Annotated in this window: 15 protein-coding genes; 9 read left to right on the plus strand and 6 right to left on the minus strand. The window is 61.7% G+C overall.

What is annotated here, in order from left to right; all coding sequences use genetic code 11:
* Positions 1–31 precede the first annotated feature (31 nt).
* Genes ACKFRX_RS04475 through ACKFRX_RS04485 form a run of 3 tightly spaced genes read left to right on the plus strand, consistent with a single transcriptional unit; the run spans position 32 to position 6,106 of the window.
* Positions 32–4,831, plus strand: a complete 4,800-nt coding sequence (locus ACKFRX_RS04475) for an ATP-dependent helicase (RefSeq protein ID WP_408928183.1) — start codon at positions 32–34, stop codon at positions 4,829–4,831.
* Between the two features lie 18 nt (positions 4,832–4,849).
* Complete coding sequence (locus ACKFRX_RS04480; RefSeq protein ID WP_408928184.1) at positions 4,850–5,668, plus strand: DNA-formamidopyrimidine glycosylase family protein; 819 nt, start codon at positions 4,850–4,852, stop codon at positions 5,666–5,668.
* A 24-nt stretch (positions 5,669–5,692) separates the two neighbouring features.
* The gene (locus ACKFRX_RS04485) at positions 5,693–6,106 is read left to right on the plus strand and encodes a YccF domain-containing protein (RefSeq protein ID WP_023021991.1); all 414 of its coding nucleotides are present in this window, start codon (positions 5,693–5,695) and stop codon (positions 6,104–6,106) included.
* Between the two features lie 163 nt (positions 6,107–6,269).
* Here ACKFRX_RS04485 and pgi read toward each other — a convergent pair whose 3' ends face one another.
* The 3 genes from pgi to ACKFRX_RS04500 all read right to left on the minus strand — a co-directional run bounded on the left by pgi (position 6,270) and on the right by ACKFRX_RS04500 (position 9,711).
* On the minus strand, positions 6,270–7,907 hold the full coding sequence (pgi, locus tag ACKFRX_RS04490; RefSeq protein WP_408928185.1) for a glucose-6-phosphate isomerase: 1,638 nt from the start codon (positions 7,905–7,907) through the stop codon (positions 6,270–6,272).
* 86 nt (positions 7,908–7,993) lie between these two features.
* Positions 7,994–9,340: a Na+/H+ antiporter family protein gene (locus tag ACKFRX_RS04495; RefSeq protein ID WP_408928186.1), complete on the minus strand. Its 1,347-nt coding sequence runs from the start codon at positions 9,338–9,340 to the stop codon at positions 7,994–7,996.
* 47 nt (positions 9,341–9,387) lie between these two features.
* Positions 9,388–9,711: a chorismate mutase gene (locus ACKFRX_RS04500; RefSeq protein ID WP_086588683.1), complete on the minus strand. Its 324-nt coding sequence runs from the start codon at positions 9,709–9,711 to the stop codon at positions 9,388–9,390.
* Between the two features lie 97 nt (positions 9,712–9,808).
* Here ACKFRX_RS04500 and pcrA point away from each other — a divergent pair, with 97 nt between their 5' ends.
* On the plus strand, positions 9,809–12,322 hold the full coding sequence (gene pcrA / locus ACKFRX_RS04505; RefSeq protein ID WP_408928187.1) for a DNA helicase PcrA: 2,514 nt from the start codon (positions 9,809–9,811) through the stop codon (positions 12,320–12,322).
* Here the strand turns inward: pcrA and ACKFRX_RS04510 are convergent.
* Together ACKFRX_RS04510 and ACKFRX_RS04515 are read right to left on the minus strand one after the other, a co-directional pair.
* Positions 12,319–13,077: a M23 family metallopeptidase gene (locus ACKFRX_RS04510; protein ID WP_408928188.1), complete on the minus strand. Its 759-nt coding sequence runs from the start codon at positions 13,075–13,077 to the stop codon at positions 12,319–12,321. The genes pcrA and ACKFRX_RS04510 overlap by 4 nt on opposite strands.
* A 632-nt stretch (positions 13,078–13,709) precedes the next feature.
* Positions 13,710–14,459: a M23 family metallopeptidase gene (locus tag ACKFRX_RS04515; RefSeq protein ID WP_408928189.1), complete on the minus strand. Its 750-nt coding sequence runs from the start codon at positions 14,457–14,459 to the stop codon at positions 13,710–13,712.
* A 647-nt stretch (positions 14,460–15,106) separates the two neighbouring features.
* Between ACKFRX_RS04515 and ACKFRX_RS04520 the strand changes: the two genes are divergently transcribed.
* Genes ACKFRX_RS04520 through ACKFRX_RS04540 form a run of 5 tightly spaced genes read left to right on the plus strand, consistent with a single transcriptional unit; the run spans position 15,107 to position 20,396 of the window.
* Positions 15,107–16,585, plus strand: coding sequence for a DUF6350 family protein (locus ACKFRX_RS04520; protein WP_408928190.1), 1,479 nt, complete (start codon positions 15,107–15,109; stop codon positions 16,583–16,585).
* A gap of 22 nt (positions 16,586–16,607) precedes the next feature.
* On the plus strand, positions 16,608–17,216 hold the full coding sequence (purN, locus tag ACKFRX_RS04525; RefSeq protein ID WP_408928268.1) for a phosphoribosylglycinamide formyltransferase: 609 nt from the start codon (positions 16,608–16,610) through the stop codon (positions 17,214–17,216).
* A gap of 27 nt (positions 17,217–17,243) precedes the next feature.
* Entirely contained in the window at positions 17,244–18,776 is a 1,533-nt protein-coding gene (gene purH / locus ACKFRX_RS04530) for a bifunctional phosphoribosylaminoimidazolecarboxamide formyltransferase/IMP cyclohydrolase (RefSeq protein WP_250411697.1), read from the plus strand.
* A gap of 15 nt (positions 18,777–18,791) precedes the next feature.
* Complete coding sequence (locus ACKFRX_RS04535; RefSeq protein WP_408928191.1) at positions 18,792–19,739, plus strand: hypothetical protein; 948 nt, start codon at positions 18,792–18,794, stop codon at positions 19,737–19,739.
* 24 nt (positions 19,740–19,763) lie between these two features.
* Positions 19,764–20,396, plus strand: coding sequence for a hypothetical protein (locus ACKFRX_RS04540; RefSeq protein ID WP_049359251.1), 633 nt, complete (start codon positions 19,764–19,766; stop codon positions 20,394–20,396).
* Between the two features lie 16 nt (positions 20,397–20,412).
* On the opposite strand, the gene ACKFRX_RS04545 is transcribed toward ACKFRX_RS04540, so the two are convergent.
* Positions 20,413–21,129 (minus strand): TetR/AcrR family transcriptional regulator, encoded by a 717-nt coding sequence (locus tag ACKFRX_RS04545; protein ID WP_408928192.1) that lies wholly within the window; start codon positions 21,127–21,129, stop codon positions 20,413–20,415.
* Between the last annotated feature and the right edge of the window lie 51 nt (positions 21,130–21,180).

The following is a 21,180-nucleotide window of genomic DNA, read 5'->3' on the forward strand; positions in this document are numbered from 1 at the left end:
CCCACATTACAACGCGGACTAGAGTGTGGGCATGCCAGAAAACATCCTCGACCGCTTCCGGCCCCAAGTAGCGCAGTGGTTTCGGGATGTATTTGCCGCCCCCACCGCCGTGCAGGCGCAGGCCTGGGAGAAGATTTCCCGCGGTGAGCACGCCCTTGTGGTGGCTCCTACCGGCTCCGGTAAGACGCTCGCCGCGTTCTTGTGGGCGCTGAATAATTTGGTTGAGCGCGAGGGACAGCTGGCGCTGCCGGTGGGCTCAGGGACTACCGGATCCGCCGCCGGGGTGAAGGTGCTGTATATCTCGCCGCTGAAGGCGCTGGGTGTGGACGTGGAAAATAACCTGCGCGCCCCGCTCACCGGCATCGCGCGCACCGCGGAAAACCTAGGGCTGGATGTGCCGGATATTTCGGTAGGCGTGCGCTCGGGCGATACGCCTTCCGCGGAGCGCGCGCGGCAGGTGCGCAAGCCGCCGGATATTTTGATCACCACCCCGGAGTCCGCCTATTTGATGCTGACCTCTAAGGCAGCGGGGATTTTAAAGACGGTGGATACCGTCATCATCGATGAGATTCATGCTTTGGCTGGCACCAAGCGCGGCGTGCACCTGGCGCTGACCTTGGAGCGCCTGCAACAGGTGGCAGGGGACTTCCAGCGCATCGGGCTTTCCGCCACCGTGCGGCCATTGTCTGCAGTATCGAATTTCTTGGGTGGCAACCGCCCAGTAGAAATTGTGGCGCCGGCCGCGGAGAAGAAGTGGCAGCTGGACGTGCACGTGCCGGTGGAGGATATGTCCGATCTCCCCACGCCGGAGCAGGGTTCCACGATCGGCGAAATGACGGTGGATGATGCGATTGGCATCAGCTCTCCTTCCGTGGATGAGTCCGCGCTGCCCACGGCCAAGTCCATCTGGCCGTTTATTGAGGATGACCTCTATGCGGAGATCATGGCGCATCGCTCCACGCTGGTATTTGTCAACTCCCGCCGCACCGCCGAGCGGCTGACCAGCCGGCTCAACGAGCTCTATGCACAAGAGCATGATCCGGATTCGCTGTCGCCCGAGACCCGCCGGGACCCAGCCCAGCTGATGAAGCAGGTCGACGTCGCCGGCAAGGCCCCGGCGGTTATCGCCCGCGCCCACCACGGCTCAGTGTCTAAGGATGAGCGCGCGATGACTGAAACCATGCTGAAAGAAGGCACGCTTAAGGCCGTGGTGGCCACAAGCTCGTTGGAGCTGGGCATTGATATGGGTGCAGTGGAGCTAGTCGTACAGGTGGAATCGCCGCCCTCCGTGGCCTCCGGGCTGCAGCGAGTGGGCCGCGCCGGGCACTTTGTGGGCGCGGTATCGCATGGCTCCTTTTATCCCAAGCACCGCGCGGATCTGGTGCAGTCCACGCTGACGGTATCGCGCATGCGCGCCGGGCTGATTGAGGAAATGCATACCCCGCGCAATCCGCTGGACGTGCTGGCGCAGCAGACGGTGGCGGCCGTGGCCGCGGCCGGCGAGGACGGGCTTGATGCCGATGAGTGGTACGAAATGGTCCGCCGGGCCCAGCCCTACCGCGATCTGGCGCGGGAAGTCTATGACTCCGTACTGGACTTGGTAAGCGGTGTGTATCCGTCCACGGACTTTGCGGAGCTTAAGCCCCGCGTGGTCTATGACCGCGTGACGGGAGTGATGACCGCGCGGCCTGGTGCCCAGCGGGTAGCCGTCACCAGTGGTGGGACGATTCCGGATAGGGGCATGTTTGGCGTATTCCTCTATACCGGTTCGGGCGAGGGCTCCGCGGGCGCCCCGCGCCGGGTAGGCGAGCTGGATGAGGAGATGGTCTATGAGTCCCGGGTAGGCGACGTGTTCACCTTGGGCGCTACCAGTTGGCGCATCGAAGACATCACGCGCGACCAGGTGTTGGTCACGCCCGCGCCGGGGCATACCGGGCGCCTGCCATTTTGGAATGGCGATGGCGCGGGCCGTCCCTATGAGTTGGGCAAGGCGCTAGGTGAGTATCGCCGCGAGGTCTTTTCCTCGCCGGAGATCATTGCGGATGCCGATGATAATGCGCGCTCTAATATCGTGGCCTATCTGCAGGAGCAAAATGAAGCCACTGGTGTCATCCCGGATGAAAAGACCTTGGTGCTCGAGCGCTTCCGCGATGAGCTAGGCGATTGGCGCGTGGTGCTGCATACCCCGTTTGGCCGGCCGGTCAACTCCGCGTGGGCGTTAGCGGTGGGGGCCAGGGTAGGCGAGCGCACCGGCATGGATCCGCAGGCAGTAGCTGGCGATGATGGAATCGTGCTGCGCCTGCCAGAAGCCGAATCCGAACCCGATGGGTCCATCTTCGCCTTCGACGCCGATGAGATCGCCGATATCGTGGCCGAGCAAGTAGGCAACTCCGCGCTCTTTGCCTCCCGTTTCCGCGAGTGCGCGGCCCGCGCGCTGCTCTTGCCGCGGCGCAATCCCGGTAAGCGCGCGCCGTTGTGGCAGCAACGCCAGCGCGCCGAGCAGCTTTTGGACGTTGCCCGTAAGTACCCGTCCTTTCCCATCATCTTGGAGACGGTGCGCGAGTGCGTGCAGGACGTCTACGATGTCCCCGCGCTTAAGGAAGTCATGCGGGAGCTGGGCCACCGCCGCATCCGCATTGCGGAGGTCACCACCGAACAGCCCTCGCCATTTGCCTCTTCGCTGCTGTTTAACTACACCGGCGCGTTTATGTACGAGGGCGATTCCCCGTTAGCGGAAAAGCGCGCGGCCGCCCTGGCCCTCGACCCAGCGCTTTTAGCCAAATTGCTCGGCACGGTGGAGCTGCGCGAGCTGCTCGATCCGGAGATCATCGCCGAGGTCCATGCCCAGCTGCAGCGCACCGATCCCTCGCGCCGGGCTCGTACCACCGAGGAGGTAGCGGACCTGCTTCGCGTGCTCGGGCCGATTCCCGTAGACGAGTTGGGCGAGCACACCGACGTGCCGCTTTCCACCCTGGACCAGCTGGGCACTCGGATTATGCGCGTGCGCATTGGCGGGCGCGAGCACCTAGCCCAGGCCCAGGACGCACCCCTGCTTCGCGACGCCCTGGGTATCCCCATTCCTCCCGGCATCCCCGCCCAAGTGGCTACCATTTCTGATGCCTTGCCGCAGCTGGTCTCGCGGTGGGCACGCACCCGCGGGCCCTTCGTATTGCGCGATCTCACCGCGGCCTTCGGCATTTCCGTCTCTGCCGCGCACACCGTCCTCGGCGCGCTCGATGGGGTAGTAGAAGGCCGCTACCGCCAGGGCGTCGACGAGCAGGAATACTGCGCGGCAGCGGTGCTCAAGACCATTCGCTCGCGCTCGCTCGCCGCCGCGCGGGCTGCTACCGAGCCGGTCTCGGGTGCTACCTTCGCCCGCTTTTTGCCGGAGTGGCATAGCATCGCACCGGCCGGAAAGCGCCCGGCCCTGCGCGGTGCCGATGGCGTCTTTTCCGTCATCGAGCAGCTCGCCGGGGTGCGCCTGCCGGCCTCCGCGTGGGAATCGCTCATCCTGCCCGCCCGGGTGGGCGATTATTCACCCACCATGCTCGATGAGCTCACCTCCAATGGCGAGGTGCTCATTGTGGGCGCTGGTAAGGCCGGCGCCGCTGATCCCTGGATCATGCTGCTGCCCTCGGACTACGCGGCCCAGCTTGCCCCAGAAACCGACGCCGAGGGCGTGAGCATGCTGCAACGCGCCATCCTCGATGTCCTGGGCCGCGGCGGCGGTTTCCTCTTTGCCGATATCGCCGCCGAGGTCCCCGGTACCACCGAGGAGACCCGCGAGGCCCTCTGGGGGTTAGTGGAGATGGGCTTGGTAAGCCCCGATTCCTTCGCGCCATTGCGTACCCGGTTGTCTTCCGGCGGCTCGCGCTCAGGCCGCACCGCGCATCGCTCGGAGCGGCGGCCCACCCGCTCTCGCCTGCGCATGGGGCGTACCTCTTTTGCCCAAGCACACAATGCTGCGGCCGCGCAGACCCCGCCCGATGTCATGGGCCGATGGTCGCTGGCTGTGTCTGCCGCCACCGATGCCACCTCTCGGTCCGTGGCACACGGCGAGGCGTGGCTCGACCGCTACGGCGTGCTCACCCGCGGCTCCGTCGTGGCCGAGGACGTGCTCGGTGGCTTTGCGCTGGCCTATAAGGTGCTTTCCGGTTTTGAGGAATCCGGCAAGGCCATGCGCGGCTATGTCATCGATGGGCTGGGCGCCGCCCAGTTTTCTACCCCCGCCATCATTGACCGCCTGCGCGGCCTGGCCGATTCCCCGGATGTTACCGGCTGGCCGTCTGGTACCACCGAGCCCGAGACCTTTGTGCTCGCCGCCTGCGACCCGGCCAATCCCTACGGTGCGGCCCTACCTTGGCCGCAGCGCGACGACGCCGACGGCAAAGCCACCGGCGGCCCCACCCGCTCGGCCGGCGCTTTGGTAGTGCTTATCGACGGCCTACCCATCGCCCACCTCACCCGCGGCGGGAAAACCCTCACTACCTTCCTGGAATCGCTGCCGGGTGGCATCGACCCGGCGGAGGTATATCCCCGCCTGGTAAGCGCGCTTACAGACATGGTGGCAAGGGGAGTGCTGTCCCCGTTGGTTATCGAAAAGTGCAATGGCAGTCCCATTCATAAGACCGATGCCGCCTCCCACCTGCGCGAAGCCGGCGCCGGGATTACTCCCAAGGGCGTGCGCATCTCCGCTCGCGCCGCTGCTCCGCGCACCCCACGCGCCGGACGCCGCGTCAGTGAGGCCATCGAAGAACTCAGCTTTGATGATCCGCCGCCTGCACCGCGCAATAATGGTGGCTTCCGCCCGCGCGGCGGGTACCGTCGCTAAAGATCCACTGGAGGTGTTATGCCCGAAGGCGATTCCGTCCTGCAGCTATCCAACCGCCTGCAGTTTATGGCCGGCCGTGAGGTCACCGGCTGTTCCGTGCGCGTGCCGCGCTATGCCACCGTGCACCTAGACGGCATGGTGTGCGAGCGCGTCTGGCCCTATGGCAAGCACCTCTTCATGCAATTCGACCAGACCATCGTGCACACCCACCTCAAGATGGAAGGTACCTGGGCCATCCACTTTGCAGGCGACCGCTGGCGCAAGCCCGGACATACCGCGCGCATCGTGCTGCAGCTCGCCAATGCCCCGCGCGATATTGAGGTCGTTGGTCACCAGCTGGGCTTCGTGGATATCTATCCCGCCGATCAATATCATCAGCGCATCGCCCATTTCGGACCGGATATTCTTGACCCCGACTGGGATCGCGAAGAAGTCCTGCGGCGGCTAAATAACCGTCCCCAACGCGCCATCGGCGCGGCGCTGCTCGACCAGAAGGTCGTCGCCGGCATCGGGAATGAATACCGCGCTGAGGCCTGTTTCCTAGCGGGGGTCCACCCGGCCACACCGGTGGCCGAGGTGGATACCTCCCGCATACTCGACATTTCTCGGCGCATTATGTGGGCTAATCGCACCTCCCCGGTGCGCGTGACCACCGGCGTGCGCCGCGCCGGGGAGACGACCTACGTCTTCGGCCGCAATCGCAAACGCTGCCGCCGCTGCGGCACCTTCATTACCAAGGGCGCTCTCGGCGGCGTGGATGCCGGCGGCGATGAAGGCGAACTCGAGCGCATCATCTGGTGGTGCCCGCATTGCCAGCCGCTTCACCCCGCGAAATAAGATTCCCGCGCTAGTGTGGGGGACATGCGTACCTTTCTTAACATCGTTTGGTTTATCACCGGTGGGTTCCTCCTAGCCCTTGCCTATTTCCTCTTTGGCATCATTGCCTGCATCTTCATCGTTACTATCCCAGCGGGCGTGGCGTCGTTCCGCATGGCCAACTTCGCCCTGTGGCCATTTGGCCGCTCGGTGGTGCAGCCAGTCAAGGGCAGTGGCTCCATGTCCACCTTCTCCAACGTCGTCTGGTTCGTGGTCGCCGGCCTGTGGCTGGCCATTGGTCACGTCACCACCGCGGCGGCACAGGTAGTGACCATCGTGGGCATCCCGGCCGCGCTGGCCAACCTGAAGATGATCCCGGTGACCTGCTTCCCATTTGGCCGCCGAATTGTGAACTCGGAAGAGATTCCCTTCGGCTGGGAGCCGATGGTCAAACTTTAAGCGCCGGACCGCAGACAAAACAAGCACGTTCTGCCCAATTTCGTGCTGATTATGGGCAGAACGTGCTTGTTTTATAACGCCTTGGGGAGAAAGACCATAAAGTAGCCGCGCTATCCGCCCGCGGAAGGTTCGAAAGCAGGTTAACGCGGCTAAAAGTGGGCGTTTAGCGGTTGGAGCGGTACCAACCGATGAGCTCGTCGGTGGATTGGTCGCCGGAATCCGCGGTGGCAGCACCAGAGACGGCCGGCGCCAGGTCATTAGCCTGCTGCTTGCCCAGCTCCACGCCCCACTGGTCGAAGGAGTTGATGTCCCAGATAACGCCCTGGGTGAACACGATGTGTTCGTAGAGTGCGATGAGTGCGCCGAGGGTCTGCGGGGTGAGTTCCTCGGCCAGGATGGTGGTGGTCGGGCGGTTGCCTGGCATGACCTTGTGCGGCACCACGGCCTCGTCTACGCCTTCCGCCGCGATTTCTTCCGCGGTCTTGCCAAAGGCCAGGACCTTGGTCTGGGCAAAGAAATTGCCCATGAGCAGATCATGCATGGACCCGGAGCCATCGGCGGTGGGGAAGTCCTGCTTCGGGCGGGCAAACCCAATAAAGTCCGCCGGGATGAGGCGGGTGCCTTGGTGCATGAGCTGGAAGAAAGCGTGCTGGCCGTTGGTGCCTGGCTCGCCCCAGTAGATTTCGCCGGTGGACGGGACGGTGACCGCGGTGCCGTCGCGACGCACGGACTTGCCATTAGATTCCATGGTCAGCTGCTGCAGGTAGGCCGGGAAGCGGCCGAGATCCTGCGAATAGGGCAGCACGGCGTGAGTCTGGGCGCCGAAGAAGTTGGTGTACCAGACACCAAGGAGGCCCATAAGCGCGGGGACGTTTTCTTCCAGCGGTGCGGTGCGGAAGTGCTCGTCCATGGCATGGAAGCCCTCGAGGAAGCGCATGAAGTCCATCGGACCAATGGTGCACATAAGGGACAGGCCAATGGCACAATCCACGGAGTAGCGGCCGCCAACCCAATTCCAGAACGGGAACATGTTCTCGGTATCGATGCCGAACTCGGCTACCTTTTCCGCATTGGTAGACACAGCGACGAAGTGCTTTGCCACGGCGGACTCATCGCCATCGAATTGCTCGATAAGCCAGCGGCGCGCGGCGTGCGCGTTGGTCAGCGTCTCTTGGGTAGTAAAGGTCTTGGAGGCGATGATGAATAGGGTGGATTCTGCATCCAGGCCATCGAGGGTGGCGGCCATATCGGCCGGGTCGACGTTGGAAACGAACTCTGCGGAGATGCCAGCGACCTCGTAGGAGCGCAGTGCTTTGGCCGCCATGGCTGGGCCGAGGTCGGAGCCACCGATGCCAATATTGACTACCTTTTTAATGGTGTGGCCGGTGTGTCCCAGCCAGGAGCCGGAGCGCAGCGCGGTGGCGAAGTCACGCATACGGCCTAAGACCTCGTGGACATCGGCGGCGACGTCTTGGCCGTCAACGGTCAAGTCCTCTTCGACCGGAATACGCAGCGCGGTATGCAGCACTGCGCGATCCTCAGTGTTATTGATGTGCTCGCCGGCGAACATGGCATCGCGGCGGGCCTCCAGGTCGGCGGCCTTGGCTACTTCCACCAGCTGCTTGACGACGTCCCCGTCGATCAGGTTCTTCGACAGATCAACGTGCAATCCGGCGGCGTCGAAAGTGAAGTTGCGGGCGCGGTCTGCATCGGCGGCAAAAAGCTCGCGGAGGTTGAGGTCCTTTTTGTCCTCATATGCCTTCGCGAGCTCGCTCCACTGGGCAGATGCGGTGATATCCATGATGGTTGGCCTTTCTGGCAACTAGCGCATTGGCAACATTTACCTCTCCCACCGTAGTCCAGAAAGGGCAACCGCGTCGGGCCCTTCTAGAGGATGAGTGCGCCTGCCCAGCCGGCGATGAGCAGCGGAATATTGAAGTGGATAAAGGTGGGTATGACCGAGTCGCGGATGTGGTCGTGCTGGCCATCCGCACCCAAGCCGGCAGTGGGGCCGAGGGTGGAATCGGAGGCGGGAGAACCGGCGTCGCCAAGCGCGCCTGCAGTGCCAATGAGCGCAACGGTGGCCGCGGGGCTAAAACCTAGCGACATGCACAGCGGCACGTAGATGACGGAAATGATGGGCAGGGTGGAAAAAGACGAGCCGATGCCCATGGTGACTACCAAGCCCACCACCAGCATGGCACCGGCGGAAAGGACCTTATTGGTGCCAAAGAGGTTAGCGGTGGCATCCACCAGTGGGCCGACCTCATTGGTGGCCGTCATGACCGAGGCAAAACCCTGGGCCGTGATCATGATGAAGCCGATGAGCGCCATCATCTTCATGCCATTGGTGAAAACGTCATCGGCATGCTTCCAATCCACCGCGCCGGTAAGCAGCAAAATACCCAGGCCGGTAAGCGCACCCACCATGAGGCCATCGGATTCGAAATCGAGCGCCTGCATGACAATCTGCACCGCAAAGGTGGCAATGATGGCCACGACGGAAACCCAGACCTTATAGGTAGAAGGGGTCTCTTGGTGCTCCGCAGCGGCGATGGGTAGGTCCTTATAGTCACGCGGCTTGCGGTAGCTAAAGAAAATAGCGATGAGCAGGCCTGCGAGCATGCCGAGCGCTGGCACTCCCATGACCTGCATGATATTGATATCCGAGGTATCCAACCCTGCCTGCTGGATATTAAATAACAGGATGTCGTTTAGGTAGATGGAGCCAAAGCCCACCGGGATGAACATGTAGGTGGTAATAAGACCAAAGGTCAGGCAGGTGGTAATGAGCCGGCGGTCTAGGCGCAGCTTATTCATCACCTTAAGCAGCGGCGGAACGATAAGTGGAATGAAAGCAATGTGAACCGGGATGAGGTTTTGGCTCATCACGGACATGGCGATGAGGCCGAGGATGAGCATCCACTTTGTGGCTAGGGCCGCCTTGGGATCCGCTTCGCCGCTGCCGCCGAGCTTGCGAATGAGGAAGTTCGCCAGGATTTGCGGCAGCCCGGCTGAGGCCACGCCCATCGCAAAAGCGCCCAAGAGGGCATAGCTCAGCGCAATCTTGGCGCCGCCGCCCAAGCCATCTTGGAAGGCAACCATGGTGGCATCGAGTCCCATGCCGGACATGAGCCCGCCGACGATGGCACCCAAGAAGAGAGCCACCACCACGTGCACGCGCACAAGGGCGAGCACGAGCATGACTATGACGGCGATGAGAACTGCATTCATGCTTAGCCAGGATACTGCATAGTATCGGCTGGCCAGTAATTATTCGGCTAGCCCAACCGCCCGCGGCCCATGCGCAGCAGCGCCGAGGCAATAGTGGGGCCTTCTTCCCCGAGTTCATCGCGGAACTGATTCAAAATTGCGATCTCGCGCGTGTGGACGAGGCGGGTGCCGCCGGAGCTCATGCGGGTGCGGCCGATGGCCTGGGAGACTTCCGTGCGGCGCTTGGCAGCATCCAAAATGATGCGGTCCATGCGGTTGATTTCTTCGCGATACTGCTGGATCTCCGCATCAGAAAGGGGATCATCCGTGCCTGAAGGCGTGCGGATATCCAAGCCATTATTGACGATGTCCTTTTTATCTTCTGCGGTCATAAAACCATATTGTGCCACCCGCTCGTGCAAAAGGAAATAGCAGCTCGCACGGCGGATACGGGGCGTGTCCAGTGGGGCTAGTAGGTTGGTAGGCATTATGAACGAAAACTCTCCTTTTAGTCTTTCCCCGTCTACCGGCGGTGCACCCGCCCCAAGCCCCTTCGGTGGCTTCGGCGCACCGCGCGGGGCGAGCCCGCACCCCGAATCCTCTGATGCTTTGACCGAGGGCCTTAACCCACAGCAGCTTGAGGCCGTAACCCACTCTGGCAGCCCACTGCTCATTGTGGCCGGCGCCGGTTCCGGCAAAACCGCCGTGCTTACCCGGCGTATTGCTTATCTCATGCGCCACCGTGGGGTGAATCCGTGGGAGATCCTCGCCATTACCTTTACCAATAAGGCCGCCGCGGAAATGAAGGAGCGCGTGGGCGGATTAGTGGGCCCTGTGGCCGAGCGCATGTGGGTATCTACCTTCCACTCCATCTGCGTGCGCATCCTGCGCCAAAACGCGCAGCTTGTGCCAGGCCTTAATACCAACTTCACCATCTACGATGGCGATGACGCCCGCCGGCTTTTGTCCATGATTGCCAAGGACATGCAGCTGGATCTGAAAAAATACACCCCGCGCGTGCTGGCCAATCAGATTTCTAACCACAAAAACGAACTCATCGGTCCTGAATCCGCGCTGGAGAAGGCGCAGCAGACCAAAAACCCTTTTGAGACCACCGTGGCCCAGGTCTATGCCGAATACCAGCGCCGCCTGCGCGCGGCCAACGCCGTAGACTTTGATGATCTCATCGGTGAGGTGGTGCGGATTTTCACCCAGCACCAGCAGGTGGTGGAGTTTTATCGGCGGCGTTTTAAGCACGTGCTTATCGACGAGTACCAGGACACCAACCACGCCCAGTATGCGCTGGTTGCCGCGCTCGTGGGCAGGGGAGAGCTCGGCCCTGACGCGCCCGAGCTGTGTGTAGTGGGCGATTCCGATCAGTCCATTTATGCCTTCCGTGGCGCGACCATCCGCAATATTCAGGAGTTCGAGCGCGACTATCCGCAGGCGCATACCATCTTGCTGGAGCAGAACTATCGCTCCACCCAGACCATTCTCAATGCGGCCAACGCCGTTATTGCTAAAAATGAGAACCGACGCGAGAAGAACCTGTGGACCGCCCATGGTGAGGGCGAGCAGATCGTGGGCTACGTTGCCGATAACGAGCACGATGAGGCACGGTTCATCGCCTCCGAGATTGATTCCTTGGCGGATAAGGGGCGCAGCTATTCCGATATCGCGGTCATGTACCGCACCAATAACGCCTCCCGTTCGCTGGAAGATATCTTCATCCGCTCCGGAATTCCCTACAAGGTGGTCGGTGGAACGCGCTTTTATGAGCGGCGTGAAATCCGCGATATGGTGGCCTACCTGCGCATCCTGGATAACCCGGACGATACGGTGAGCCTGCGCCGCATTATCAATGTGCCCAAGCGCGCCATTGGGGATAAAGCACAAGGGCACATTGCCCTCCATGCAGAAAACCACGGCATTAGCTTTGGCAAGGCGCTTGCCGATGTCCCTCGTGGCGAGGTTCCTGGCCTTGGCACCCGGGCCATTAACGCGGTCACCAAATTCAACGAGATGATGGAGGGTATCCGCAATCAGATCCCGTCCATGCGCGATGAGGTTACTGGCCAGCCGGATTTGGGTGAGCTGCTCACCGCCATTTTGGATGCCACGGGATACAAGGCGGAATTGGAAAACTCCAACGACCCGCAAGATGGCGCGCGCCTCGATAACTTAAACGAGCTGGTATCGGTGGCACGCGAATTTACCTCAGAGGCCGCGAACCAGCTGGCCGCATCTGGTGCAGATGCAGTGGATCCTTCCGAGTTAGTGGAGGAGGGTGAGGCCGCGCCGGGCTCGCTGCAGGCCTTTTTGGAAAAGGTGTCGCTGGTGGCTGATGCTGACCAAATTCCGGATTCTGAGACCGGCGTGGTCACTATGATGACTCTACACACCGCAAAGGGCCTCGAGTTCCCCGTGGTCTTTTTGACCGGCTGGGAGGATGGCCAATTCCCGCATATGCGCTCACTCGGTGACCCGAAGGAGTTGAGCGAGGAGCGCCGCTTAGCCTATGTGGGCATTACTCGTGCCCGTGAACAGTTGTATCTCACCCGTGCCATCTTGCGCTCGGCTTGGGGCAACCCGGTGACTAATCCTGCCAGCCGCTTCCTCGGCGAGGTCCCTGCAGACCTCATCAACTGGCAGCGCGAAGACTCCGATAGTTCCTTAACCGGTGCGTGGGGCGAGGACGATTACCAATATGGTCGTTCCTACGGCCGCGACTGGTCTGGGTGGGGCAGAGGTGGATCCCGCGGTGGCCAGCGCGCTGCGTCTTCCCCATCGCAACGCACTAGCAAGCCGGCGGCAACCTCAATGCCTAAGAACAATAACCTCAACCTGGCCGTGGGTGACCGTGTCAATCACGCTAAGTACGGGCTCGGTACCGTCATTGAGACGTCCGGCACCGGTAAGCGTGCCACGGTCACCGTGGACTTTGGTTCTTCCGGTAAGGTCCGGCTGATGCTCATCGGCGGAGTGCCGATGGAAAAGCTCTAGACCGTAATGCCGCGCTCGTTGAACCAGGAGACTGGGTCAACGGGTGCTCCTCCACCTGGGTGAATCTCAAAGTGGAGGTGTGGGCCGGTGGAGTGTCCGTCGTTGCCAATGCCGGCGATTTCTTGGCCCGCGGTAACGTGGTCGCCCACATTTACCTTGAGCTGGTCTGCAGACATGTGGCCGTAGACGGAGATGGTGCCGTCATCGTGCTGGATGCGGATCCAGTTGCCAAAGCCCTGTGCTGGCCCGGAGTTGATGACGGTGCCATCCATGACCGCGTGAATCGGGGTACCCACGGAGTTGGCCACATCGATGCCGTTGTGCATCGTGCCCCAACGCTGGCCGAAGCCGGAGGTAAGGGTGCCGGAGGTAGGAAAGACCACTGTATTGCCCGCGGAGTCCTTGCCGCGCTTCGTGGTGAGTCCGGAGTGATTTCCCTGGGGAGCGAATGCTTCTTTCAATCCCGGTACAGAACCCGGATCCAAGACAATATTTACTCCGCCGGATTCGTTTCCATCTACCTGCGGGGTAGCCTCGCCGTTGAGAACGCCTACGGTAGTGGTGGCCAAGCCAACGAGGGCGTCGACCACACCGGCGTTATCTACGTTCGTAGCGGAGGGCTCAGAAGAGCCGTCCGATACGTCCACGCTAGCCACTGGCTCTGCAGCAAAAGCGGTGGTGCCGGTAGCAAGTACGGTGCCGAGCGTAACGATGCTCAGCGCCACGTTCTTGCGTGCGCGGTTCATGCGCTTCATATCTTTAGTCCTTTTCATGGCTTGCATGGTCTCGGGACGCTTGCGCCCTACTGAGGGCGGCGTCTTGCAACTGCCAACCGCGACACGCCGAAAGCTGAAATGCTTGCGTTCGAAATCGCTCGTGGCAACGAGTTAAAAGTTAGCCCGCCTGAACGGCCTGCGCAATCTTAAAAAACGCTGGTAACAGCGGGAAAAATTCGAAATTATTCGAACATGCCAGCTTGTTGCGCGTGTTACGAATGTGGCTAGAGTGGCGTGTGTAAAGTGTTGGTTTAGGGACTGGGGGTAGACTTCGGGGGTGGGTATGTCGCTCTGGAAATGGCGTGTTGCGTTCAAACCCAGTGATTAGCGGAAAATGTGCATTTACCTGCGACAAGGCTGCGCGCTGGACTTGCCTGTGCGGCGCAATTTGTGTCTAGGTCCGGTGGTGGAGCGCTTGTCTCGACGGGGCTTGCCCTTTGTTGGAGGCGCAATGGGAAGGCTGCAACGCACTTGAGTCGTCTTGGGGAAGGTTGGCTGCAGCCGCGGTGGTCGGGAGCCGTCGCTGGTGTCTTTAGGGCAATTGTGGACATGAAAAAGCGCCGCAGGAAAGCCACTGCGGCGCTTAACAAGAAGGTGTTGGGGTGGGGGCCTTAGAGGTCGATGCCTCGCTCAGCCAGCCAAGGCTGCGGATCGATTGCCTCGCCACCGTTCGGGTGAACTTCGAAGTGGAGGTGGGAGCCGGTGGAAAAGCCCATCGAGCCCATGCCGGCGATCTTCTGGCCGGCATGCACGTGCTCGCCAACGGCCACGTCAAGAGTTTGCATGTGACCATAAACGGTCATGGTGCCGTCGTCGTGCATGATGCGGATCCACTGGCCAAAGCCGGAAGCTGGACCGGAGTCGATGACCGTACCATCCATGACGGCAAGGATTGGGGTGCCGGGAGAGTTGGCGATGTCGACGCCCTTGTGGAAGGTGCCCCAGCGCATAGCGAATGGGGATGTGAATGCGCCTTCGGCAGGGCGGGCAACGGAAGGTGCGCGAGCGGCTTCGTCAGCGGCGGCGCGCTCCTCGGAAGCCTGGATGGCCTTGTTGAGCTGATCGGATAGATCTGCAACCGGCTTTGCTTCAGCTACGTTGAGGATCTGCGGAGCGGTATCAACGGGGGCCTCAGCAGCATCCTCAACCTGGGTGGAATCAGAGGCGAGCTCGAAGTCAACGGACTGCGTCTTGGTGGTGGCCGCGTCATCAGACTGGATGTTTGCGGCGGCTGCGCCACCTACGCCGGCGGTGGATATGGCACCTGCCGCAACCGTCATTACGGCGATGCGGCCCTTCGCGGTCTGCGAGGTGACAATCTTGCGATGGCGACCGGCGCCACGCTGAACTTTGCTTCGCATTAGGTCTTCTTTCGTCTTTTTCACAATCTGCGCAATCTGAGTGTTACGTCCCCACCGAGTTAGTTACGAGATTGTGACCTTCTTGTTACCAACGAGATGTAACAGTAGCGTCTCGAAAAGATAACAGCAACCCAAATTAAGAAATTTTTAGGCGTTGCTCGAGGGAATTGCCCACGAGCAGGCAACATAATCCGAATGGCATATTATTACTGCGACCAAGATCCCACTCGGGCTGCGTGTGGGTCATATAAAACCGATGACTTTCCATTCATGTTACTGCAGCCAGAGTTAAAGGTGTGAAACCAGGGTAGATTTTATACTCCTAATATATATGTGTGGTCAAGGTGCAGGGGTGTCGCCGGTGATTTTATGGCTACCTCGTCGCGCCACCCCAGATCTGCTGCCGGAAAGTGGCAAAGTGGACGCCGATGAACAAAAACACCAGCCCCCATTCTCGGTCAACGCCCCGCCCGCGTAGCCAGGCGCGGGGCAGGACGGTGCGCACGGAGCGCACCCCACGCGCGCCCCATCCCAGCGGGGCCCGCCAGCCCTCTGGATCGGCGCAACGTGTCGCCCGAAAGGCCGGATCTAAAGCCAAAGCGCGCCGTACTCCTGCGCCGCTGACTAGGGCAGGCCGCATCCGACGCATGCTTATCACGGCGGCAGTGCCCAACGTGGTCATTGTCCTTATCATTATGGCCATTGCCCTCGGTGGTCTTATGCTGGCCGGCTCACCCATGGCGTGGTGGTACACCATCGTGGCGGAGTCATGGATGGTCTTTAACCTCGCGCCAGTTTCGGCGGCCGAAGTGCACATGTCTTTCTTGCCCGCCTTACCCGCGCTCATCTTGGCTGCGGTGGTGGCGGTCCGCGTGCGCAACGCGGTTAAGCACAAGGTCAGCGTCAAAGACTTGCTTATTCTTCTCAGCTGCGTACTTGGCGTGCCAGCGGTTTTTACCATCATCGCCTGGCTGATGCTTTGGGACGCGGGCAAGGTCTATGATGTCTCCCCGCCTAACCTGGCACAGGCATTGCTGCGGGTTATCGTCCTACATCTTGCTGCCATGGCAGCCGGTATGGGCTCGCGCTTGTGGCGGGCATTGGCCAAGCGTTATGGGGTGCCGCGCCAGATTGTCGACGCCACTCAGATCGCCCTTCGCTACCTCGGCTACCTAGCCATTGGCGCCGCCGTAGTCTTTGTGGTGGTTTTCCTCCTCAATATTTCTCGCCAGGGCGAGATGATGGACGAATATCCCAGGGTCTCCGGTCTAGGTGTGGCCGGGCTAGTGCTAGTGAGCCTGCTATACATTCCCAATGCCATCGTCAGCACCGCTGCGGTGGTGGTGGGCTCAGAGTTTTCCATCGGCGAAGGTTCGGTCAGCCTCTTTAGTGCCCACCTCGTGCCGCTGCCACCGCTGCCGATTACCGGTGGAATCCCGGCCTCCGCGCCTAGCTGGGCCGTAGTGCTTCTACTTGTCCCGCTCGGCGCCGCAATCTACGCCTTATATAAAAAGCGGCCAAGCTTCCAGGACGTACTAGTAGCCACGGTGGCCTCCGCGGTAGTCATGTTTATTGCCTGCTACCTTGTCAGCGGCGACCTTGGCTACTACGGCGCCACCGGCCCGAATCTATGGACCGCCGCAGGCCTAACCGCCCTGTGGATGGCCGTTTTCGGCAGCGCCGTTGCCGCAGGTTTTGCCTTTGTGGCATGGCGCGCGGCGCGCACGGCACGTGTCACGGCCCCTGATACTCCCGATTCGGATGCCGCTGAAGACGACGCCCCTGAGGCCGTCGCTGAAGCCGACGAGACCCCAGTTGAACCGGAGCGCGAGCCCGTTACCGATCCGGAGATCGTTGACGCCGAAGTAGTTGAGGACGAGCCCGATGACGCCGCCCCTGACGCAGCCGCGGATGGGGAAGAAGGCACCCCGGCTGAGGATGCGGCGAAGCAGCAGGAGGAACCGGAGGAATCTGAGAAACACGAGGAATCGGACGAACCTGAGGACGCTGAGGAGAAGAAAAGGGGCGTCGCCAAGCCGGTTAGCCAACAGCTCAAGGGCCAAATGGGGGAGAGCGAGCAGGCTTCCTCGAGCGAAAATTCCTCCGCGGAAGGGGAGAGAGGCTAGGCTATAGCGCGTGACTTCACCGATGCCTCCGCGCTATACCGCTGACCCTGAACGCCTCCGAGTGGTGGTGCTCGTTTCTGGAACGGGTTCCCTGCTGCAAGCCATCGTGGATGCCCAAGCAGGGCACTACCAAGTGGTAAAGGTGGTGGCGGATAAGGAATGCCACGGTATTTCGCGCGCACAGGACCACGGGATCGATACCGAGGTCGTGGCGCTGGGTGCCGATCGCGCCGAATGGAATCAACGTCTGGTTGACGCAGTAGATGCTGTGCAGCCAGACGTTGTTGTTTCTGCGGGCTTTATGAAGATCCTGGGAAAGGAATTTCTCGACCGCTTCGAAGGCCGCACCATCAATACCCACCCGGCGCTGCTGCCTGCCTTCAAGGGAGCGCACGCCGTGCGCGACGCCTTGGACTATGGCGTGAAGATCACCGGCTCTACCGTCCATTTTGTGGATTCGGGAGTGGATACCGGACCCATCATCGCGCAGCGATCCGTAGCCATCATGGCGGACGATGATGAGTCCACTCTCCACGAGCGCATCAAACAAGTAGAGCGCGATCTCATCGTGGAGGTACTGCGCGCAGCAGACGTCCACAATGAGGAACTTATTATTCAACTCGCAGACTAAGACTTTTCGAAAGGCTTAATCCTCCTCATGAGCGAAGACCGCAAGCAGGTAAAGCGCGCCCTTATCAGCGTGTACGACAAGACCGGGCTGGAGGATCTAGCCCGCGCCCTCGATAAGGCTGGCGTGGAAATCGTCTCCACCGGCTCCACCGCGAAGAAGATCGCTGACCTAGGCATCGAGGTCACTCCGGTAGAAAAGCTCACCGGCTTCCCGGAGTGCTTGGAAGGCCGCGTCAAGACGCTGCACCCGCGCGTGCACGCCGGCATCTTGGCCGATACCCGCAAGGAAGATCACCTCAACCAGCTCTCCGAGCTCGAGGTAGAGCCTTTCCAGCTCGTCGTGGTCAACCTGTACCCCTTCCGTGAGACGGTGGCCTCGGGCGCGGACTTTGATGGCTGCGTGGAACAGATCGATATCGGCGGCCCATCCATGGTGCGTGCGGCCGCCAAGAACCACCCGTCTGTTGCCGTCGTCGTGGATCCTTCCCGCTACGACGAGGCCGTGGAGGCCGTGAACAACGGTGGCTTTACCCTAGAGCAGCGCCGCGGCCTGGCGCGCGACGCCTTCCTGCACACCGCGGATTATGATGCGGCCGTCTCCGCGTGGTTCGTGGATCAGCTCAGCGAGGAGGGCCAAACCACCCCGCTGCGCTACGGCGAGAACTCTCACCAGGCGGCGACCGTCACCCGCATCGGTTCCAAGGGCCTTGCCAATGCCACCCAGTTCAATGGCAAGGAGATGAGCTACAACAACTACCAGGATGCGGATGCCGCGTGGCGCGCCGCATGGGATCACGAGCGCCCCTGCGTTGCGATTATCAAGCACACCAACCCCTGCGGCATTGCCGTGTCCGAGGAGTCCATCGCCGCCGCCCACCGCGCCGCCCACGCGTGCGACCCAATGTCCGCCTTCGGCGGCGTGATTGCCGTCAACCGCGAGGTCACCGTAGAGATGGCCGAGCAGGTCAAGGAGATCTTTACCGAGGTCATCGTCGCGCCTTCCTATGAGGACGGCGCCATCGAGGTGCTTAAGGCCAAGAAGAACCTGCGCGTGCTGCAGGCAGAGCACGAAGACCAGCACGAGGAGCGCAAGTACATCTCCGGCGGTGTGCTCACCCAAGAGCCAGACACCTACCAGGCCGAGGGTGATAACCCGGCCAACTGGACCCTGGCTGCGGGCGAGGCCCTCAACGAGTCCGACTTGGCTGAGCTCGAGTTCGCCTGGCGCGCCGTGCGCGCGGTGAAGTCCAACGCCATCTTGCTGGCCAAGGACAATGCCACCGTGGGCGTGGGCATGGGCCAGGTCAACCGCGTTGACTCCGCCAAGCTGGCCGTCGAGCGCGCCAACACCTTGGCCGATGGTGCCAACCGCACCGAGGGCTCCTTCGCCGCTTCTGACGCCTTCTTCCCATTCGCCGATGGTTTGCAGGTGCTTCTCGACGCCGGCGTTAAGGCCGTTGTCCAGCCCGGCGGCTCCATCCGCGACGAAGAAGTCATCGCGGCAGCGAAGGAAGCCGGCGTTACTTTGTACCTGACCGGTACCCGCCACTTCGCGCACTAGCCTAAGCTAAATGCCATGACATTCCCTATCCGCCGAGCCTGGGGCCCGGCAGCCGCCCTTATCGCCTGCGCGCTCACCCTGAGCGCCTGCGGCGACGAGGACGCGGCGAATAATTCCCCTACTTTTGTCAACACCGAGGCCCGCGGCACGGCAGATCCCCTCTACGGAAAAGAGACCACATCCGCAGCGCCCGCGGCCTCACCCGCACCACCGGCTGCCTCGTCTGCGCCTTCCTCCTCCACGGAGCCACCGGCCGCGGCCCCTTCCGGTGATGTCCAAGCCGTGCTTGACCGCATCGTGGCCGAACACGGCGATGTGGGCATCGCGGTCTCCGATGGCAGGACCACCGTCGAAGCGGGGCGCACCGCTCCCGAAGCCGCGTGGTCAACCTCCAAGGTGCCCGTCCTCATCGCGGCGAATCGCACGGGTGCGGCCGATAGCCAGCTAGTGTCCTCTGCAATCACCTACTCCGATAACGAGGCCGCCAAGGCCGCGTGGGCGGGGCTAGGGGAGGGCACCGCAGCCGCGCAGGCCGCACAAAGCGTCATCGCGGAGGCGGGCGATACCGCCACCCAAGTTCAATCCCAGGTCACCCGTCCGGAATTTACGGCCTTTGGCCAAACCATGTGGAGCGTGGGTAACCAAGCAAAGTTCATGGCCGGGGTGCGCTGCGTTGAAGGAGCCCAGCCGATTATCGACGCCATGGGTGTCGCCGATCCCGCCCAAGCCTACGGCCTGCGCACCCTACCGGGCGCCTTGATGAAGGGCGGCTGGGGCCCGAGCCCCGCCGGCGCCTACGACGTGCGGCAGATGGGCATTGTGCAGCTGGGCGGGCACGACGTCGCCGTGGCGCTGATTGCCTCGTCTCCTGATGGCCAGTACGCCTCCACCCAAACGGTGCTTACCTCCATGGCCGAAGCCCTAGCGCAGGCCGAAACCCAGTGGCCCAGCCCCGCCTGCTAAGCCTGTCAGTAGAAAGGAAAACTCATGACTTCTCGCTTAAGCCTCCGCCCGATTATTGCCGCAGGCGTCGTTCCGCTCGTGGCCGCCAGCCTCGCGCTGAGCGGTTGCAGCGACTCCACGGACGAAAACGCCCCGAGCTTCAAAGGCGAGGGTAGCGGCATGACCACGGTGAATAACTCCGACAAAGAAGAGGAGAACGCTGAGGAAACTACGGCCGCCCAAAAGACCGTAACCAAGGAAGAGGAAGCCCCAGAGGAACCGCCGGTAGTCACGGTCACGCAGACGGAAAAGCAGGAGGCCCCGTCGTCCACCGGTGGGGGTCAGAAGACTGGTGTGGGAAACTACATTTCTGACTTCAATGAGTACGGATGGCTCGATGGCGGCTACGCCAACTGTCAGCGCTTTGAGCGTGCCTTGTTCGCTGGGTCTGGTCCTGACGGCAGGGTTATCATTTGCGAGACCGGAGGTGGCTACAAGTTCTATCGCTCGTCGATGTTTGATGGCCAGTTTGAATCGGGTGACGTTACCCAAGACGGCAATAACTACTACGTCAATGCGGATCCGTCGATCATTGTGGTGACGCCGAGTGGCGTAAGCGTGCGCGAGGGCGGCGGATTGGCCGCCACGGGCGAGTTCACGGAGTCGTGGCAGCGCTAACGCGGAAAACGAGGGGCTAGCGCGACTTCTTCTTGCGGTCGGCCGCAGCAGCGGCGGCCGCAGAGATGGAGTCGTTGCGATTCTTCAGCAGCTCCAAGGTAGTTTCCTCGGCGTTTTCGGGGACGGAGGCGCCGAGGACGGTCAAGGCGGCGTCGGCAAGCATGGCGGCAGTCTCCGGAACCGACTGGGAAGCGTCGAACGGAGGTGTGCCGTTATTGGGGCGCATTTCAATCACGGACAGCGCAATGTGGAAGGGCAGCTCCACGCGGGGGTCATCCTCGCCCACGATGGCGGCGGCGGTGGAGCGGAAATGGTTCTGCAGGCGGTCGCGTGACTCGTGATACTCGGAGAACTCCGGGGAATTGGCCACCGGCAGCTGATACAGGCGGCCCACGTTCCAGCCACTGGTGAGCAACAGACGCGACTCTGCGGCGACCAAAGACCACAGGCGCTGTGCCGGGTCCGCGTCGGTGCCCGCCAACTCATCGGCCAACTCCAAGGAGGGCTCGATGGTGGAATTGAGCAGCGTCAGGAAAATCTCCGTCTTGGACGGGAAGTGGTAGTACAGCGACGCCTGACGGATGCCCACCGCGTCTGCAATCTGGTGCGTGGACGTGGTAGCAAAACCCTGAGTAGTGAAAAGCTCAGAGGAGGCGTCCAAAATCTCCTCACGGGCGCTATTGCCCCTGCGCCGCGGGCTGTGTTTACGCGGCCTACCGACATTGCCTGCCATGCGGTGGGACGCCTCCTTTCACAAAAGAGAAATCGCTTTTAATAATCAACT

Origin of the sequence: Corynebacterium tuberculostearicum (assembly GCF_046097465.1) — a bacterium.
GTDB lineage: Bacteria > Actinomycetota > Actinomycetes > Mycobacteriales > Mycobacteriaceae > Corynebacterium > Corynebacterium tuberculostearicum_I.

Coding starts and splice junctions, on each gene's coding strand:
- purH (WP_250411697.1), top strand. CDS start 17,244: ATGAGCGAAGACCGCAAGCAGGTAAAGCGCGCCCTTATCAGCGTGTAC.
- ACKFRX_RS04495 (WP_408928186.1), bottom strand. CDS start 9,340: ATGAATGCAGTTCTCATCGCCGTCATAGTCATGCTCGTGCTCGCCCTT.
- ACKFRX_RS04535 (WP_408928191.1), top strand. CDS start 18,792: ATGACATTCCCTATCCGCCGAGCCTGGGGCCCGGCAGCCGCCCTTATC.
- ACKFRX_RS04480 (WP_408928184.1), top strand. CDS start 4,850: ATGCCCGAAGGCGATTCCGTCCTGCAGCTATCCAACCGCCTGCAGTTT.
- ACKFRX_RS04475 (WP_408928183.1), top strand. CDS start 32: ATGCCAGAAAACATCCTCGACCGCTTCCGGCCCCAAGTAGCGCAGTGG.
- ACKFRX_RS04540 (WP_049359251.1), top strand. CDS start 19,764: ATGACTTCTCGCTTAAGCCTCCGCCCGATTATTGCCGCAGGCGTCGTT.
- pgi (WP_408928185.1), bottom strand. CDS start 7,907: ATGGATATCACCGCATCTGCCCAGTGGAGCGAGCTCGCGAAGGCATAT.
- ACKFRX_RS04510 (WP_408928188.1), bottom strand. CDS start 13,077: ATGAAGCGCATGAACCGCGCACGCAAGAACGTGGCGCTGAGCATCGTT.
- pcrA (WP_408928187.1), top strand. CDS start 9,809: ATGAACGAAAACTCTCCTTTTAGTCTTTCCCCGTCTACCGGCGGTGCA.
- purN (WP_408928268.1), top strand. CDS start 16,608: ATGCCTCCGCGCTATACCGCTGACCCTGAACGCCTCCGAGTGGTGGTG.
- ACKFRX_RS04485 (WP_023021991.1), top strand. CDS start 5,693: ATGCGTACCTTTCTTAACATCGTTTGGTTTATCACCGGTGGGTTCCTC.
- ACKFRX_RS04545 (WP_408928192.1), bottom strand. CDS start 21,129: ATGGCAGGCAATGTCGGTAGGCCGCGTAAACACAGCCCGCGGCGCAGG.
- ACKFRX_RS04500 (WP_086588683.1), bottom strand. CDS start 9,711: ATGACCGCAGAAGATAAAAAGGACATCGTCAATAATGGCTTGGATATC.
- ACKFRX_RS04520 (WP_408928190.1), top strand. CDS start 15,107: ATGCTTATCACGGCGGCAGTGCCCAACGTGGTCATTGTCCTTATCATT.
- ACKFRX_RS04515 (WP_408928189.1), bottom strand. CDS start 14,459: ATGCGAAGCAAAGTTCAGCGTGGCGCCGGTCGCCATCGCAAGATTGTC.